Origin of the sequence: Acinetobacter sp. V110_1, from assembly GCF_031798975.1 — a bacterium.
Lineage (GTDB): Bacteria > Pseudomonadota > Gammaproteobacteria > Pseudomonadales > Moraxellaceae > Acinetobacter > Acinetobacter nosocomialis_A.
Window position 1 is genome coordinate 167,750 of record NZ_JAVQNN010000014.1, and the last position, 16,095, is coordinate 183,844.

The 16,095-nt window shown below is 37.1% G+C and carries 19 protein-coding genes; 11 read left to right on the forward strand and 8 right to left on the reverse strand.

Features of this window, described 5'->3' with window-relative positions; translation table 11 throughout:
* Positions 1–23 precede the first annotated feature (23 nt).
* On the reverse strand, positions 24–1,223 hold the full coding sequence (locus RMA95_RS04455) for an MFS transporter (RefSeq protein ID WP_311069705.1): 1,200 nt from the start codon (positions 1,221–1,223) through the stop codon (positions 24–26).
* Positions 1,224–1,449: 226 nt separating this feature from the next.
* On the opposite strand from RMA95_RS04455, the gene RMA95_RS04460 reads away from it, so the two are divergent.
* Positions 1,450–1,878, forward strand: a complete 429-nt coding sequence (locus tag RMA95_RS04460) for a hypothetical protein (RefSeq protein ID WP_263614016.1) — start codon at positions 1,450–1,452, stop codon at positions 1,876–1,878.
* Between the two features lie 271 nt (positions 1,879–2,149).
* Complete coding sequence (locus tag RMA95_RS04465) at positions 2,150–3,070, forward strand: LysR family transcriptional regulator (protein WP_311069706.1); 921 nt, start codon at positions 2,150–2,152, stop codon at positions 3,068–3,070.
* 63 nt (positions 3,071–3,133) lie between these two features.
* On the opposite strand, the gene RMA95_RS04470 is transcribed toward RMA95_RS04465, so the two are convergent.
* Positions 3,134–3,586, reverse strand: a complete 453-nt coding sequence (locus tag RMA95_RS04470; protein ID WP_002049035.1) for a DUF441 domain-containing protein — start codon at positions 3,584–3,586, stop codon at positions 3,134–3,136.
* Between the two features lie 254 nt (positions 3,587–3,840).
* Here RMA95_RS04470 and RMA95_RS04475 point away from each other — a divergent pair, with 254 nt between their 5' ends.
* On the forward strand, positions 3,841–4,059 hold the full coding sequence (locus RMA95_RS04475; protein WP_311069707.1) for a hypothetical protein: 219 nt from the start codon (positions 3,841–3,843) through the stop codon (positions 4,057–4,059).
* 101 nt (positions 4,060–4,160) lie between these two features.
* Positions 4,161–4,865 (forward strand): pseudouridine synthase, encoded by a 705-nt coding sequence (locus tag RMA95_RS04480; protein WP_311069708.1) that lies wholly within the window; start codon positions 4,161–4,163, stop codon positions 4,863–4,865.
* On the opposite strand, the gene RMA95_RS04485 is transcribed toward RMA95_RS04480, so the two are convergent.
* The 3 genes from RMA95_RS04485 to RMA95_RS04495 all read right to left on the reverse strand — a co-directional run bounded on the left by RMA95_RS04485 (position 4,858) and on the right by RMA95_RS04495 (position 6,727).
* Positions 4,858–5,301 (reverse strand): GNAT family N-acetyltransferase, encoded by a 444-nt coding sequence (locus RMA95_RS04485; protein ID WP_002049009.1) that lies wholly within the window; start codon positions 5,299–5,301, stop codon positions 4,858–4,860. The genes RMA95_RS04480 and RMA95_RS04485 overlap by 8 nt on opposite strands.
* Before the next feature lie 97 nt (positions 5,302–5,398).
* On the reverse strand, positions 5,399–5,707 hold the full coding sequence (locus RMA95_RS04490) for a type II toxin-antitoxin system RelB/DinJ family antitoxin (RefSeq protein ID WP_311069709.1): 309 nt from the start codon (positions 5,705–5,707) through the stop codon (positions 5,399–5,401).
* A 111-nt stretch (positions 5,708–5,818) separates the two neighbouring features.
* Positions 5,819–6,727, reverse strand: coding sequence for a pseudouridine synthase (locus RMA95_RS04495; RefSeq protein WP_311069710.1), 909 nt, complete (start codon positions 6,725–6,727; stop codon positions 5,819–5,821).
* A gap of 119 nt (positions 6,728–6,846) precedes the next feature.
* On the opposite strand from RMA95_RS04495, the gene tsaE reads away from it, so the two are divergent.
* From tsaE to RMA95_RS04520, 5 genes are all read left to right on the forward strand, one after another.
* Positions 6,847–7,320, forward strand: coding sequence for a tRNA (adenosine(37)-N6)-threonylcarbamoyltransferase complex ATPase subunit type 1 TsaE (gene tsaE / locus RMA95_RS04500; protein ID WP_311069711.1), 474 nt, complete (start codon positions 6,847–6,849; stop codon positions 7,318–7,320).
* Positions 7,313–9,268, forward strand: coding sequence for a DNA mismatch repair endonuclease MutL (gene mutL, locus RMA95_RS04505; protein WP_311069712.1), 1,956 nt, complete (start codon positions 7,313–7,315; stop codon positions 9,266–9,268). The genes tsaE and mutL overlap by 8 nt, the downstream gene beginning before the upstream one ends.
* A 6-nt stretch (positions 9,269–9,274) precedes the next feature.
* The gene (gene miaA / locus RMA95_RS04510; RefSeq protein WP_311069713.1) at positions 9,275–10,219 is read left to right on the forward strand and encodes a tRNA (adenosine(37)-N6)-dimethylallyltransferase MiaA; all 945 of its coding nucleotides are present in this window, start codon (positions 9,275–9,277) and stop codon (positions 10,217–10,219) included.
* A 94-nt stretch (positions 10,220–10,313) separates the two neighbouring features.
* Positions 10,314–10,820 (forward strand): RNA chaperone Hfq, encoded by a 507-nt coding sequence (gene hfq, locus RMA95_RS04515; RefSeq protein ID WP_311069714.1) that lies wholly within the window; start codon positions 10,314–10,316, stop codon positions 10,818–10,820.
* 129 nt (positions 10,821–10,949) lie between these two features.
* Positions 10,950–11,807: a DMT family transporter gene (locus RMA95_RS04520; RefSeq protein WP_311069715.1), complete on the forward strand. Its 858-nt coding sequence runs from the start codon at positions 10,950–10,952 to the stop codon at positions 11,805–11,807.
* A gap of 38 nt (positions 11,808–11,845) precedes the next feature.
* Here RMA95_RS04520 and nfsB read toward each other — a convergent pair whose 3' ends face one another.
* Positions 11,846–12,499, reverse strand: coding sequence for an oxygen-insensitive NAD(P)H nitroreductase (gene nfsB / locus RMA95_RS04525; RefSeq protein WP_311069716.1), 654 nt, complete (start codon positions 12,497–12,499; stop codon positions 11,846–11,848).
* A 139-nt stretch (positions 12,500–12,638) separates the two neighbouring features.
* On the opposite strand from nfsB, the gene RMA95_RS04530 reads away from it, so the two are divergent.
* Positions 12,639–12,857 carry a hypothetical protein gene (locus RMA95_RS04530; RefSeq protein ID WP_311069717.1) on the forward strand — a complete coding sequence of 73 codons (219 nt, stop codon included), beginning with the start codon at positions 12,639–12,641 and terminating at the stop codon, positions 12,855–12,857.
* 7 nt (positions 12,858–12,864) lie between these two features.
* Here the strand turns inward: RMA95_RS04530 and RMA95_RS04535 are convergent, their stop codons facing one another.
* Positions 12,865–13,584 carry a UDP-2,3-diacylglucosamine diphosphatase gene (locus RMA95_RS04535; protein WP_311069718.1) on the reverse strand — a complete coding sequence of 240 codons (720 nt, stop codon included), beginning with the start codon at positions 13,582–13,584 and terminating at the stop codon, positions 12,865–12,867.
* Between the two features lie 15 nt (positions 13,585–13,599).
* Positions 13,600–14,109, reverse strand: a complete 510-nt coding sequence (locus RMA95_RS04540) for a peptidylprolyl isomerase (RefSeq protein ID WP_004700945.1) — start codon at positions 14,107–14,109, stop codon at positions 13,600–13,602.
* Between the two features lie 168 nt (positions 14,110–14,277).
* Here RMA95_RS04540 and RMA95_RS04545 point away from each other — a divergent pair, with 168 nt between their 5' ends.
* Positions 14,278–16,005, forward strand: coding sequence for a glutamine--tRNA ligase/YqeY domain fusion protein (locus RMA95_RS04545; protein ID WP_263614001.1), 1,728 nt, complete (start codon positions 14,278–14,280; stop codon positions 16,003–16,005).
* Positions 16,006–16,095: the final 90 nt, after the last annotated feature.

A 16,095-nucleotide genomic window follows, 5' to 3' on the forward strand; every position in this document is an offset into this window, starting at 1 on the left:
TCAGCAAAAAAGCCTGACGAGAATCAGGCTTTTTGAGTTGCTTTTTCTACAGCAAATGCAATGAGTAAGATAATAAGACCACCAAGGCTCAGTACGAAACCTACCCAAATCGGTGCAATCCAACCCATTTGATGACTCAGTACCCAACCACCTAAAAATGCTCCTAATGCATTTGCCATATTAAAGGCAGAGTGATTAAGTGAAGCTGCTAGCGTTTGCGCGTCGCCTGCAACGTCCATCAGGCGTGTCTGTAAAGCCCCACCTAAACCCATTACAGTTAGTCCGATTAAGAATAAAGAAGCAATCGCAGTATAGATATTACTCATTAGGAAACTTGCAACAACAAAGGCAATTGCTGAGCTAATGAGTACGCCGACAATGGTTTTATTGAGATTTTTATCTGCTAGCCAACCCGCGGCTAAACCTCCAATCACCATTCCGATTCCCCATAACGCTAGCGCAATAGGAACAATTTGGATATTAACTTTTGTGTATTCTGTGAGAATGGGTGAGACATAGCTATATACCGAGAACATACCTCCAAAGCCAATTGCACCAACTGCAAGAGTTAACCACATATTTATATTTTTAAGCCCAGCTAATTCTGTTTTTATGCTAGCAGTAGCTTGAACTGGGATATTGGGTACAAAGCAAGCTACGGCAATTAAAGTAAAAAATGCAATCGTTGCTGAAAATTCAAAACCTGCTCTCCAACCAAAATGTTGACCTAACCATGTGGCTAAAGGTACGCCAATAACAGTAGCAACGGTTAAGCCCATCATCATTTGTGCAACCGCTGAAGCTCTGCGTGATGGGCCTGCAAGTTCGGCAGCTACGAGGGCACCGACCCCAAAATATGCGCCATGAGGTAAACCTGCAATAAAACGAGAAACTAAAACGGTCTCTGGTGTGTGCGCTAAAGCGGTACAAGCATTAGCAATACCATAAAACAGCATTAAACCGAGTAATAACGTTTTTCTAGGAACTTTGGCACCTAAAATAGCAATAATAGGGGCACCAATAACCACACCTAATGCATAAGCACTAATAAAATGCCCAGCTTCAGGTACTGTAATGTTTAAGTTATGAGCAATTTCTTGAATAAGTCCCATTGCGACAAATTCTGTACTTCCGATACAAAAACCGCCTACTGCGAGTGAAAAAATTGCTAAAAAGAGTGAATAATGCCGATGTGTGGATGAAGAAGATTGGGGTGACGCCATAATAAATTAAAAAAGAGACTCAAAAATGAAAGTATAAGGGAAAAGAGATCAAAATAATAAAAAACTAAAATATTGAGAGTATGTTTGCACATCTTAAGCAAAAGCATTTTATCTTCATTTTGAATAATTTATCGAAATTTTTTAATAAATTATATATGATGATTGAGTAATACTTTAAGTATTACAACAAGTTGTATAAATATTTAAAAAATAGAGAATCTAAATCGTGAGAAAATTAAGTATTGCCTGCCTTATGGGGTTGGTCATTTTATCTATGTCTGGTTGCTCAGTCTTTATGGCGGGTAATCAACCAAGTAAAAAAAATTTAAATGTTTTAAATCCGGGTAGTTCTCGCAATTATGTTATTGCTGAGTTTGGAGCACCTGTACTTTCTGAATATCGTGATGGTACAAGAGTCGAAATTTATACTTTCCAGCAAGGTTATCCAAAATGGGCGAAAGTCAGCCGTGCATTTGGCCATGGCATAGCAGATGTTGCCTCATTTGGGCTATGGGAAGTATTTGGAACACCAACTGAAACATATTTTAGTGGGAAAGAAACTTCTTACGAAGTAACGTATGGGCAAGATGACTTGGTGAAAAGCTTTAAGCTCATCGATTTTGAGCAGGCATTTCCCAAAGCAAAAGCACAATGATGAAATGAATAGGGCCATTAGGCCTTTTTCTTTATCTATGTTAAAGGTTTACTAGTTTCTATTTAGAGAAAATACTTAACTTTAAAATTATGAAAATTCACTTCTTATAAAAATAATTAAGTAAAGTTCATGTTGAGGTAAATTAATTAATATTGTGATAACATGAATACTGTTCATTAATAGTGATTTATCTAAATTGACTCTATTTGCTACCAAACAACAGATGAGTTTAAAAATTAATAGATAAATCAATTTGTTCAGGCTTTTGCCCATGTTAGAAATTCGTCATCTTAAAACTTTAGTTGCTTTACGTGAACATGGTTCACTTGTTGCGGCTGCTAATGATCTGTGTTTAACACCGTCTGCTATTTCTCACCAATTAAAAGAATTAGATCATTGGTATGGTGTGGAAGTGGTGAATCGTCGAAGTAGACCTGTTAGCTTTTCGAATGTTGGGCAGCGTTTACTGAAATTGGCTGACGATGTATTACCGCAAATTCAGATCACACAGAGTGACATTACGCGAATTGTTCATGGACAAACAGGCAGAATTATTTTTTCTTCAGAATGTCATAGCTGTTTTGACTGGTTAATGCCTTTATTAAATCAATATCGACAACAGTATCCAGACGTAGATTTAGATTTTGCTTCAGGCTTTGAAGCAAATCCACATGAGCTTTTACAAAACGGTGAGTTTGATTTACTTATTACAGCCGATCCGATTGCATTAAAAGGAATCGAGTATTTTCCAATTTTTGAATACGAGTCACGTTTGGTTTTATCAAATACTCATCGATTGGTTCGTGCTGAAAATATTACAGTTCAGGATCTTGCAGAAGAGGTTCTCATTACTTATCCAGTTGATAAGCATCGTTTAGATATTATGTCGAAACTTTTTATACCTGCAAATATTCAACCAAAACAAATTCGAACAACAGATTTAACTCAAATGCTGATTCAACTTGTAGCAAGTGGCCGAGGTATTGCTGCTTTACCAGATTGGGTCGTGAATGAATATGAACAAAAAGGTTGGGTGACTAGCCGCCGTTTAGACTGCGTTTCTTCAGCTGGTTTAAGACGTACATTATATGCAGGCTACCGAACTGAAGAAAAAGAGAAGAGCTATTTTGAAGGATTTTTAAAGCAGCTAGAAAAGTTCTCGTTAAAACGAAATGCCTATTATTCTGGATAAAACAAATAATTTAGCCTAAGTGTTGAAAAGGTGCAATTAAGCACCTTTTTTAATATCTATTATTTATTTACCAATGAATAAAGACAGCAGGCCGGCAGCAATCAGAGGACCAACAGGTACACCACGGAGTAAGGCAACGCCTGCAACTGTCCCAATAAGTAAGCCTGCAACTACATCAGGTTGGCTTGACATGAGTTTCACACCACGGCCACCTAGCCAAGCGACAAGTAGACCAATAGCAATAGCCAGCAAAGATTTAAAACTTATAAAAGATTTTAAAATACTTTCTCCGCTAAGCTTACCACTGGCAATGGGAGTCAGTACGCCAATGGTTAAAATGAGAATTCCTAGGTTGAGACCATGAGCTTGAATATAAGGAAAAAATTGATTTAAAGGTGTAATTTTAATGACGATTAAGATGCCTGCGGCGATAGTTACAGCTGCATTTTGACTTAGTAAACCGCAGATAAGTAGAACTAATAAAACCACTAAATTAACATCGAATTGGGCAAGCATGAGAGGCGGCAAGAAAAGCAAATAATTTGAATTGTATAATAATTGAGAGCCAAAATGTGAGAGCTTTTCAAAAGCGATAAAGTATAAAGATGGCCTTTTTAATAAGAATTTTAATGTATATGCCTCAATGATAAGAAGTTTTATTTTTAGTTACGCTTGGACACAATGTTATATAAATTAACAACTTAAAAACCCTTCTTTTGAGAGAGTATGATATAAAAATAATCACTACTCATGATTGCGGAGTTAGTCGTATGGATATTATAGATATCAAGATTAAAGATCAGTTCGACAAAATTCATGATGCAAAGGCTCAATTAAAGAAAAATTTAGTTGAACATGAAAATGAGCCGTTAAAGCTAAGTCAGCGTATTGAACATATTATTGTGGATAATGAAGTGATCTTACCTACCACTGAATTATTATTTGAAAGTGAACAAAACGAAAATATTTATCGCGTCATTGAAGAATAACTCAAAATTAATGGACATTAAGTACAAAGATGAACAAGCAAAAAGTAATAAAGCTCTGAAACTGCGTTAAAATAATGGTTTCGTTTTAAAGAGAAAGCTTTATGCTGCTGGAAAAAATTTTGCAATCACAAGGGTTTGGTTCACGTAAATATTGCCAGCAGTTAATAAAAAATGGTTCTGTAAGTATTAATGGGGAGGTAGTGAGCGATCTTAAAAAACAGTTTTCCCCTGAAAATTTAGAGTTTTCTCTGTTTGGGGAAACCTATCAATATCGAGAAAAAGTTTATATTGCTTTAAATAAGCCGCAAGGTTTTGAATGTTCACACAATCCTCAGCATCATCAAAGTGTTTTTAGTCTACTCCCTGAAATCATGATTCAACGTGGCGTGCAAGCCATTGGTCGTTTAGATCAAGATACAACGGGCTTACTCTTACTCACAGATGACGGTAAATATCTTCAAGCTTTAACTCATCCTCGTAAACATGTTCCAAAGGTTTATCATGTTACGACGATAGATCCAGTGACACCTGAGCAAATTGAAATGCTTACTCAAGGTGTTAATTTACACCAAGAAAAGGGTACATTTGCTGCGACAGATGTGGCGCTATTAGGAACTCATCAGTTAACAATGACCATTCATCAAGGTGTATATCATCAAGTCAAAAGAATGATTGCAGCTGTTGGCAATAGAGTCGAAAAATTACATCGATATCAAATAGGTCAATTGGTTTTACCTGAAATTGAGGAAGGGGATTGGATGTATTTGTCTGAGCAGGAGAAACAACTCGCTCAAAATATTATTTAAGAAAACAGTGGAAAGTCTGAAATTCACTGTCTCGAATAAATCCCATTTTTTCATAGAGACGGTGAGATTCATGATTATTCGTTTGAGTCTCTAGGCTAATACGTAAAGCATTTTCTTGTTTTGCAAATAAAATCGCTGTATCTATGAGCTGTTTTGCTGAACCCTGACGACGGAACATAGGGGTAACATAGACATCATCTAAGATATAGTAAGTTGAGCAAGCAACTGAAGAAAAGCCTAAATAAAGTAAAACGAAACCTGTGATTTTTTCATCCTTAATATGGATAAAAAACACGCTTTCTTTATTCTCAAAACGTTGTTTTAAAAAATGATGTGATTCATCAAGATTAGAAGATGCACCATAAAATTGACGGTATTCATCAAATAGAACAGCAAGTTGACTTAGATCTTCATAGGTCGCTCGTCTTACAATCATTAGGCGCTCCTTGTATTTATGTTTATATTTTTACAAAGAGAGCATAACTAAAAAACCAACCAACTGACGTTAAAAGTTGTTTAAAAATGCAACACCGTTAAGTTTTGTCACTTTCACCTAATAGAGCATTTAGCTCTTCAAATAAATCTTCATGGTCATCATCTTCATTTAAAGTTGAAGAGTTCTGATTTAATGAAGATGCTTTCGCTTTTCTCAGTTTTAATAATTGTTCCATATTAATGTTCTGATTTTCGATCGCAAAAGGAATAGATTTAGTTAAGACGACTTGTTTAAAGAACAGTCGCACTGCTTGGGCAGGGGTAATCCCCAATTGTTTAAAAACAGCAAAAGCCTGTTTTTTCTCTTGGGAGTCAAGTCGAACCTGATAAACTTCTGTTTTTCGCATGAATAACAAAACCAAATGATTTTTAATTTTTAGGGATTTATTTTAAACCATCGCAATGTAATTTCAATGTCTTTCCGCATAAAAAATAATCTTTTTGTCATTACGGCGTGATTACAGTGTCAATTCAGACTGAGAACTGAACACCATTTTCTGTTTTGTCAGTGGATCTATGAAAGAAATTTGTTTAGCTAAAAGCTGTAGTGGCTGAGAAAAATCATCATCGGCTTTATGTTGAACTACTGGATAAAAAGGATCATTTTTAATCGGAATTCCCAAATAGCTTAAATGCACACGGAGTTGATGTTGTTTTCCTGTAGTGGGTGTTAAACAGTATTTGGCCCAAGATTGGTTATGCTCAAGCAACTCAATTTTTGTTTCTGTATTGGTTTTAGTATGGGAGATAACGCACATTGTATAAAAGGGGGTACCTTTATCTAAATATAGTTTTAAAGTCTGAGGAAATTTTAATTCAGCTTTATATTGAGCGATTGCGTGATAAATCTTATGAACTTGACGATCTGCAAATAACTGTTGGTAAACCCCGCGTGACTGTGGTCGTTTGCAAAATAAAACGACTCCCGCAGTTTCACGGTCTAATCGATGGATTGGGGTTAAAAACTCGTTACCCGTTTGTTTTTTTAATCTGACTAATAGCGTTTCTTGTACATATTGCCCAGTTGGACTAATGGTTAAAAAATGAGGTTTATCTACAACAAGCAAGTCATCATTTTCAAATAAAATTTGATGTTCAAATGGAACGTGGGTTTCATAGGCAAGGAATCGATAATAAAAAATATGGGTGTTTGCTATATAAGGGCTGTCTAATGTTAATTTTTCGCCATTTGCCGCGTAAATAAGTCCATCTTGAAAACGTTGCTGCCACTCTACTGTTTTTATATGAGGAAAGTTTTCACAAAGAAATTGATAGATGGTGTGGGCATTTGTTTGCGGTGGTAGATAGACTTGGCTTGCGCTTACACCATCAACCATAGGTGGGAAAAATTCAATCGGACTAGACATAAAAGTGTGTCAATATTTAATAAATGTGGTGTAAAAAAAGCCAACTTTAAGGACTTAAGTAGGCTTTAAAGCAGGGCAATGGTATCATATCGATTATTTTGAATCATGTTATGTGTGTTATGTCGTATTCATTGAAAATGGTCTTAAATCATGAAGAAGATACCCAGCGTTTAGCTCAGGCATTGGCGCAGCATGTTCAAGCTGGTGTGATTTATCTGATTGGCGATTTGGGCGCCGGTAAAACGACATTGACCCGTTATTTTTTGCAGGCTCTAGGGCATAAAGGCTCGGTTAAAAGTCCAACTTATACATTGGTTGAACCCTACAAAATCAATAATAAAGAAATTTTTCATTTTGACTTATACCGTCTCAATGATCCGTACGAACTTGAATTAATGGGAATCCGTGATTATCTAGATATTCAGGATGCTCTATTTTTATTTGAGTGGCCATCGAAAGGTGGAGACGAAATCCCTGAGGCAAATATCGTTATTGATATTCAAAAATCAGATGATGAACTCAATCGTTTCGTCACCTTAACTTTACCAACAGAGCATTTGTACCAGACTTTGCAGGAACAGCTTCATGACTGATGAAAAGCTAACACAACGTCGTATTCATACATTAGACGCCGCGTTAGCCAACCAGATTGCTGCCGGTGAGGTGATTGAACGCCCTTCATCGGTTGTAAAAGAATTATTAGAAAACTCAATTGATGCAGGTGCAACGGAGCTCATTGTGCGGATTGCACAAGGTGGCTCAACACTAATCGAGATTATTGACAATGGACATGGGATTCATCCTGATGATTTACCATTGGCAGTGATGCGCCATGCAACCAGTAAAATTAAAACAGCAGAAGATTTACACGCGATTGTGAGCTTAGGTTTCCGTGGTGAAGCACTTGCTTCTATTGCAGCAGTTTCACGATTGACTTTAACCAGTAGTCAAGATGAAAGCGGAATTGGTCATCAGGTTGAAGTGAATGGTACAGCCTTTGACCACCAACAAGTACAAGCTGTAGCTGCACAAAAGGGTACTCATATTCGAGTTCAGGATTTATTTTTTAATGTTCCTGCTCGCCGTAAATTTTTAAAAAAGCCAACGACTGAATTTGGTCATATTGAAGAAATTGTACGCCGTTTGGCTTTAACGCATTTTGATATACGTTTTGTACTTGAGCATAACGATAATATTCGAATTAATTTACCAATAGCAGATAGCGGTGAATTAAGATTTCAGCGTGTACAGCAATTATTGGGTCAACAGTTTGTTCAAAATGCTTACTGGATTGATGCAGACAGTATTAACATGCGTTTGTCGGGTTGGTTAGGACATCCTTCAGATGCACGTGCTCAAGCAGACTTACAATATGTCTATGTAAATGGCCGAATTGTTAAAGATAAAACGATTTCGCATGCTTTAAGAATGGCTTATGACGGAATTTTACATGGTCATCAGCATTCATCTTATTTACTTTTCCTAGAAGTTGATCCTGAAAATATCGATGTTAACGTTCACCCAACAAAACATGAGATTCGTTTCCTAAATCAACGCGAAGTACATGAGTTTGTAAGACATTACGCTAAAGAAACACTAGCACAATTTCAGACAGCGAGTGCTGATTTAGCACAAGCTATGAAAGTGAACGATACTCAGGCTTCATTTGTACAGTCTCAACCTAAATATCAAGAACAATTCACATTGCATCGCACAGACCAAGCTGTTGATACAACACTAGATAAGCCTACTAGTTATCAGCCCTCTACTGAACTTTTAACTGATTTTAATGACAGTCGTCCACAAGCTATTCACTATGCAGAACAAACTCCCAAATATAATGGTTCTGCGCAGTTAAATAATGCATTAAAGACTTACTTGGCCCCATTACGTGATCAACCTGCTACCAATTTTTCAGTTGATGAAAATATTGAGCCTGTCGCTAAAGTCGATGAATTTCCATTAGGTATTGCGATTGCTCAGCTTCATGGAATTTATATTTTGGCGCAAAATACTGAAGGTTTGATTATTGTTGATATGCATGCAGCACATGAACGTATTTTGCTGCAACAAATGAAAAATGCTTGGGATAAACCTGAGTTTTGGACATCTCAACAGTTGCTTATACCTAAAGTGATCTCAATTAGCCGTATGCAAGCTGTACGGGTTGAAGACTTAAAACCTCAACTTGAGCGTTTAGGGTTGGAAATTGATTTGTATGGCGATGAGCAAGTCATTGTGCGTGGTGTGCCGGCTATTTTGCAAAAAGCAGATTTTGAAAATCTTATTCCCGAGCTTCTAAATGATTTAGATCCAAATGATGAAGCTCAAGTTTTACTACAAAAGCGTGATGAGCTATTGGCTGGTATGGCATGTCATGGAGCAGTGCGAGCGCATAGACAACTCAGCCTTTCAGAGATGAACGCATTATTGCGTCAAATGGAACAAACCGAATTTGCGAGCCAATGTAACCATGGTCGCCCAACTTGGCGTGCATTTCCATTATCTCAATTAGATAAATTATTTGCTCGAGGAGAGTAGTTTTACATGTCAAATCAATTGCCCGTCATCAATTTAATGGGACCAACTGCAAGCGGAAAAACCGCTTTGGCATGTGAACTTTTCGAGCGTGGAAATTTTGAGTTAATTTCGGTTGATTCTGCACTTGTTTATAAAGATATGGATATAGGTACTGCTAAGCCAACTCGCGAAGAGCAGGAGTTATATCCACATCATTTAATAGATATTATTACTCCACTTGAGGTCTATTCGGCTGCCCAGTTTGTTGAAGATGCTTGTGTTCTAATTGACGAGATGCATTCACGTGGCAAAACTCCTATTTTGGTAGGAGGAACCATGTTGTATTTCAAGGCGCTGTTAGAAGGCTTATCAAGCAACTTACCAAGTGCGGATGCAAATGTCCGTGCAGCAATTGAAGAAAAAGCAGCGAATGAAGGGTGGCAGGCTGTTTATGATGAGCTGATTGCTGTAGATCCAGCCGCTGGAGTGAAGTTTAAGGTTTCTGATAAACAACGAATTATTCGGGCGCTGGAAGTTTACCGCATTACTGGTGAACCTATTACCAAATTGCAGGCAGAACAACCAAAAAACGTACCATATCGATACATATTTCATAACTACGCTTTACTTCCAGATCGGTTAGAATTACATCAACGCATTGAGCAAAGATTAAGCAAAATGTGGGATATCGGTTTTTTGAGTGAAGTTGAATCTCTAATTGAAAAATACGATTTAGATGAAAATTTACCCTCTATGCGTTCTGTTGGTTATCGACAAGCTCTCGAATTTCTATTAAAAAGTGATATGAGTCTCAAAAAAAAGCAGGAAATGGAGGATAAAGCCTTATTTGCAACACGACAACTTGCCAAACGTCAATATACGTGGTTACGTTCTTTGCAAGAAATACACGATTTTAAAACTTACTTGACGATAAAGCAGGCGAAAGAAGACTTGCGAAACTCTTATGGATAAAGCAAAATTTGCACACTGTCTTTTTATAATTTTTAGTTGAAAAATAAAGATAGTTTTTTTGCGCTGATTTAAAAATTTTTTTTTGGAGTTAAAAATGTCTAAAGGTCAAACTTTACAAGATCCGTTCTTAAATTCTCTCCGTAAAGAACGTATCCCAGTTTCTATTTTCCTTGTTAACGGTATTAAATTACAAGGTCATATTGAATCTTTTGACCAATATGTTGTTTTATTAAAAAATACTGTAAGTCAAATGGTTTACAAACACGCTATTTCTACGGTTGTTCCAGCTCGTAACCCACGTCCAGCAGGTGCACAAGGTGCAGGTTTTCCAGCTCAGGGTGGTAGTCAAGGTGGCTTCGGTGGTCAAGGCGCTGGCTTTGGCGGTGCTCAAGGCGCTGGCTTCGGTGGTCAAGGCGGCTTCGGCGGTCAAAGTGGCTTCGGCGGTCAAGGCGGCTTCGGCAGTCAAGGCGGCTTCGGCGGTCAAGGCGGCTTCGGTGGTCAAGGTGGCTTCGGTGGTCAAGGCGGCTTTGGTGGTCATCAAGGCGGTTTCGACAACGATTCTAAATTTGAAGATGGTCAAGACGACGAAAATAATCGTTAATTGATTAGCTTAGAAAAACCAGTCAGTGATGACTGGTTTTTTTATAGCTTTAAAAATATAAAAAGTATATTAAAGCTGTCTGTGGTTGATCTCTCTTGCTTATAATTTAGGTTAATAGGTTCTTTGCAAATGATATTAATATTTGCTGCAGCACTGTGCAGTGTTCTGGTTTCTGTACTACTAAAAAATTTAAAGAAAAAGGGATATCAACCCATGCAGATGATTGCATGGAATTATGCAAGTGCTAGCTTGTTATGTTACTGGTGGTTTAAGCCAGATATTCAGCATATTTCTATACAACACACGCCTTGGTGGCTCATTATCGCTTTAGGAATCATTCTACCGAGTATTTTTTTGTGTCTTGCTAAATCATTAGAATATGCAGGTATTGTGAAAACAGAAATTGCCCAGCGATTATCTGTGGTGCTTTCTTTATTAGCAGCTTATTTCTTTTTCCAAGAGCAGTTTAATTCTCTTAAATTATTAGGCATAGGTTTAGGAATTTTTGCTGTTCTTTTAATTGTATTTGGGCAATTCAATGCATTTTCTGGGCATCAATCAAAAAAAGCAATTTTCGCATTGATGAGTGTCTGGTTTGGTTATGCAGCAGTAGATATCTTACTAAAATATACGAGTAATTTAGGTTTACAGTTTACATTGGCTTTGAATCTAATTTTTATAATGGCCTTTGTTTTATCAATTATTTATTTATTACTGCAAAAAAAGTCAGCATGGCATTTTAAAAATACATTGGCTGGATTAATGCTTGGCGTTTTGAATTTTGCAAATATAGCTCTGTATGTTAAAGCACATATTTTACTTAAAGACTCTCCAGCAATTGTCTTTGCCAGCATGAATATTTTGGTCGTATTGCTTGGGATAGCTTGTGGTGTAGTTTTATATAAAGAAAAATTAAAATTGCCAACAATGTTAGGAATAATTTTAGGAATAAGTGGTCTAGTGTGTTTAGCATTTACCATGAAATAGGAGTTCAAGAGAAAGTTCTTTTGAACTCCACTAAGCTCTTATAAATGTGTAAAAATAACTTCATCCGGCAGACGAGATTTTGGCAACTTGGCATTGAAATCATTTTCACTTCTGTAGCCAAGTGAAACAATTACAGAGCTACGTAAGCCTTTTTCTTTTAAGTCAAATTCTTCGTTTAAAATATCTTCGTCAAAGCCGCCCATAGGTGTTGCATCTATTCCTTCTAGACCAGCTGCAAAAAGTAGTTGTCCTAAAGCAATAAAAGTTTGATTTTCCATCCAACCAAATAAGTTTTTTTGCTCATTACGATAGAACTCGACGTAGCCATGGCGAGTATCTTTCTGACCGAGTTTTGCTTTTTCATCTTTAAATCTGCCACTTAAATCATCTTGCTCAAGTAACTGGTTTAAAAATTCAGGTGAAATATCTGTTCTTGTGCAAAATACGAGTGTGTGTGATGACTCAAGAACTTTTGGTGCATTATAGGCATATCGCCCTGTTAAAGCCTTAGCAATACGTTCTTTAGCCGCAGGATTGTCAGCAACCAAGAAGTGCCAAGGTTGAATATTCACTGAAGAAGGGGTAAAGCGTAAAATTTCTAATAACTTATTGAATTTTTCTTGAGGAATTTTTTTCTCAGGATCATACGCTTTTGTGGTGTAGCGACTTTTAACCGTACTTAATAAATCCATACTTTACTCCATATCAATCTTATTACAATGGAAGGGTTCTAATCTTTGGCATCATACGCGATTTTAGAGAAAAACATCTGCATTTTAATGTGATAAAGAAATATAATACTTATATAAATTTTTTAATAATTTATTGAAAATGTTTGATTTAATGCCCAAAGATGCAAAGAGTAAGCTGCGAGAAATTAGAATTGTTAAAGCCTTTCTAATTTTTGCATTTGTATTGTGTCTTTTAATTTTATACATCGAATATCAAAAATATGGACATATAAACTGGAAGTTTGTATTCCTTACCTGTCTATGTATGATCTGGGATTTTGATTTAAATAAACAAGCTATACATTTGAAAAATAAATGATTATTAATTAATAATGCCAAGCAGTTAGTTTGATTTGCTGCAGATGTGAAGAGGGATCAATTTCTAAAATTTGTGCATGATCTTCTTTCCAGTCACCTAGTACAATCCGTTGTTTGTGCTGTACTTCATGTATAGCTGGACGGTGAGTATGGCCATGAATAAGTATGTCGACATCTTTTATGGCAGAGAGAACAGCCTGCTTATTGACATCCATAATCTCATAACTTTTGTGTTGTTTGTCCGAATGACTTCTTTTACGGAAACCATTGACAAGTTTTGTGCGGAAACTTAGAGGTGTTCGTCGTAAAAAAGCGACTAAAAGCGGGTTTCGAATAATTTTTCTAAATCTTTGGTAGGAAATATCATCTGTACATAACGCATCGCCATGTTCTAGGCGATATTGGTGACCTGCGATATTAAGATAATAGATATCAGGAAGTAATACACCATTAAACTTATTGAGGAAAACCTGATTTAAAGCAAAGTCACGGTTACCAACTTGGAAGTAAACTCGATTACCTTTTTGATTAAACGCCTTTAAGGCTTCAACAATTTCATCAAGCCACGGCGCTGAATAATCATCGCCAATCCAAGCATTAAACCAGTCACCTAAAATATAAAGCTGTGTTTGTTTATTTTGATAATGTACCAACAAATCTAAAAACCCTCGAACGAGTCGAGGGTGTTCAGGTGACAAATGTAAATCTGAAATAAACAGATAGGTCACAGCTTTGTCCTGAAATTATTCAGAAATAATTTTAGCAGATTCGATAACAACGTTTTCTAAAGGAACGTCAGCGTGATAACCACGGTTACCTGTACGTACGCCTTTGATTGCTTCTACAACGTCCATACCTTCAACAACTTTACCGAATACAGCGTAACCCCAACCTTGAGCAGTTTTTGAAGTATGGTTCAAGAAAGAGTTGTTTTTTACATTGATGAAGAATTGCGCAGAAGCAGAGTGAGGCGCTTGAGTACGTGCCATAGCAATCGTACCAACATCGTTGCTTAAACCGTTGTCAGCTTCATTTTCAATCGCATCGCGAGTTGCTTTTTCTTTGAAGTTTTCATCCATCCCGCCGCCTTGGATCATGAAACCATCAATGACACGGTGGAAAATAACGCCGTCATAAAAACCGTCACGTACGTATTCTAAAAAGTTTGCTACTGTTTTTGGTGCTTTTTCAGTATTTAGTTCAAGAACAATACGACCTTTATTGGTGTTTAATTCGACTTGAGGAAAACTCATTACATTAATCTCCTAAACATGGGCTTATGACCATGGGTTTTTTGGTTGAGAGAAGCATAAGCAAACTGTAAACTACAAGGCAAGTAAAAAACGTTAAAATCTTTGTGAAAAATGAAGATAGCGTTTATTTTTTCGAAATTTTATCTACAAAGAAGTGATTGATACACTATGAAGCCTAATGATGTTGTCTCGAACCTGCCAAACAACCCGACACCGAATACTCATGCCTCTGTCGATTCTGCGCAGCAAGAACAACAGGCTGGATTAGATTTTGTTCGCCAAGTCATTACTGATGATTTGGCTGCCGGACGTGCAAAACAAATCGTAACGCGTTTTCCGCCAGAACCAAATGGTTATTTACATATTGGTCACGTAAAAGCAATCTGTCTAAACTTTGGTGTTGCTGAAGAGTTTGATGGTCTTTGTAATTTACGTTTTGACGATACGAACCCAGATGCAGAAGAACAAGAATATGTTGATGGTATTGCTAATGACGTGAAATGGCTTGGTTTTAACTGGAATGGCGAACCACGTTATGCTTCTGGTTATTTTGATCAATTATATGCATGGGCTGTTCAACTCATTGAGCAAGGCGATGCTTATGTTGATTTACAATCTCCAGAAGAAATTAAGTTAAACCGCGGTAGTTTTGTTGAACCAGGGAAAAACTCACCATATCGCGATGCTTCTGTAGAAGAGAACCTTGCTCGCTTTGAACAAATGCGTAGTGGTGAACTGAAAGAAGGTGAAGCAGTTCTACGTGCCAAAATTGATATGGCAAGCCCGAACGTACATATGCGTGATCCAATTTTGTATCGTGTCTTGCATTCAGAGCACCACCAAACTGGTGATAAATGGAAAATCTACCCAATGTATGACTATGCTCATCCATTGTCTGATGCAATTGAAGGAATCACTCACTCACTTTGCACATTGGAATTCCAAGATCACCGTCCGTTTTATGACTGGATTGTTGAAAAGGTTAAATCTAAAGCCGTTCCACACCAATATGAATCTTCTCGTTTGAATGTAGACTACACTATTACCTCTAAACGTAAATTACGTAAGTTGGTTGAAGGTGGTTATGTAAATGGTTGGGATGACCCACGTATGCCAACTGTTGTTGGTATGCGCCGTCGTGGTTTTACACCAGAAGGCTTACGTGATTTCTGTAAACGTGTAGGCGTATCTAAAACTGACGGTATTGTTGATGTTGCAATGCTTGAGTTCTGTATTCGCCAATCTTTGGAGAATACTGCAGCGCGTGGTATGGCGGTGTTGGATCCTTTAAAAGTAACACTTACAAATTTACCGGAAGATTTAGATCTTACGCATGCTCGTCATCCAAATGTTGATATGGGCGAACGTGTTATTCCATTGACTAAAGAAATCTATATTGACCGTAAAGATTTTGAAGAAGTACCGCCGAAAGGCTTTAAACGTTTAATTCCTGATGGTGAAGTGCGTTTACGCCATGCTTATGTGATTAAATGTGATGAAGTCATTAAGGATGCTAATGGTGAAGTGATTGAGCTGAAATGTTCAATCGATCCTGAAACTTTAGGTAAAAATCCGGAAGGTCGTAAAGTAAAAGGTGTGATTCACTGGGTGTCTGCTACTAAAGGTATTCCTGCTGAAGTACGTATTTATGATCGTTTGTTTACTGAAGCCGCACCTGATGCAGATGATGACTTCTTGGCAAACTTAAATCCGGATTCTTTAAAAGTTGTTCAGGCTGTGATTGAACCTGCTTTAGCTCAAGCGAGTCCTGAAGACCGTTTCCAATTTGAACGTGAAGGTTATTTTGTTGCAGATCAACACGATCACACTCCTGAAAAACCAGTGTTCAACCGTGTTCTTGATTTGAAAGACAGCTTCAAACCTGAGAAAAAGTAAGAGATTGATTATCTCTTACTTTTTCGCAAGACGAACAACATGTTGTGAGTAGATAGTCGAGATTGATTATCTCTTACTTTTTCGCAAGAC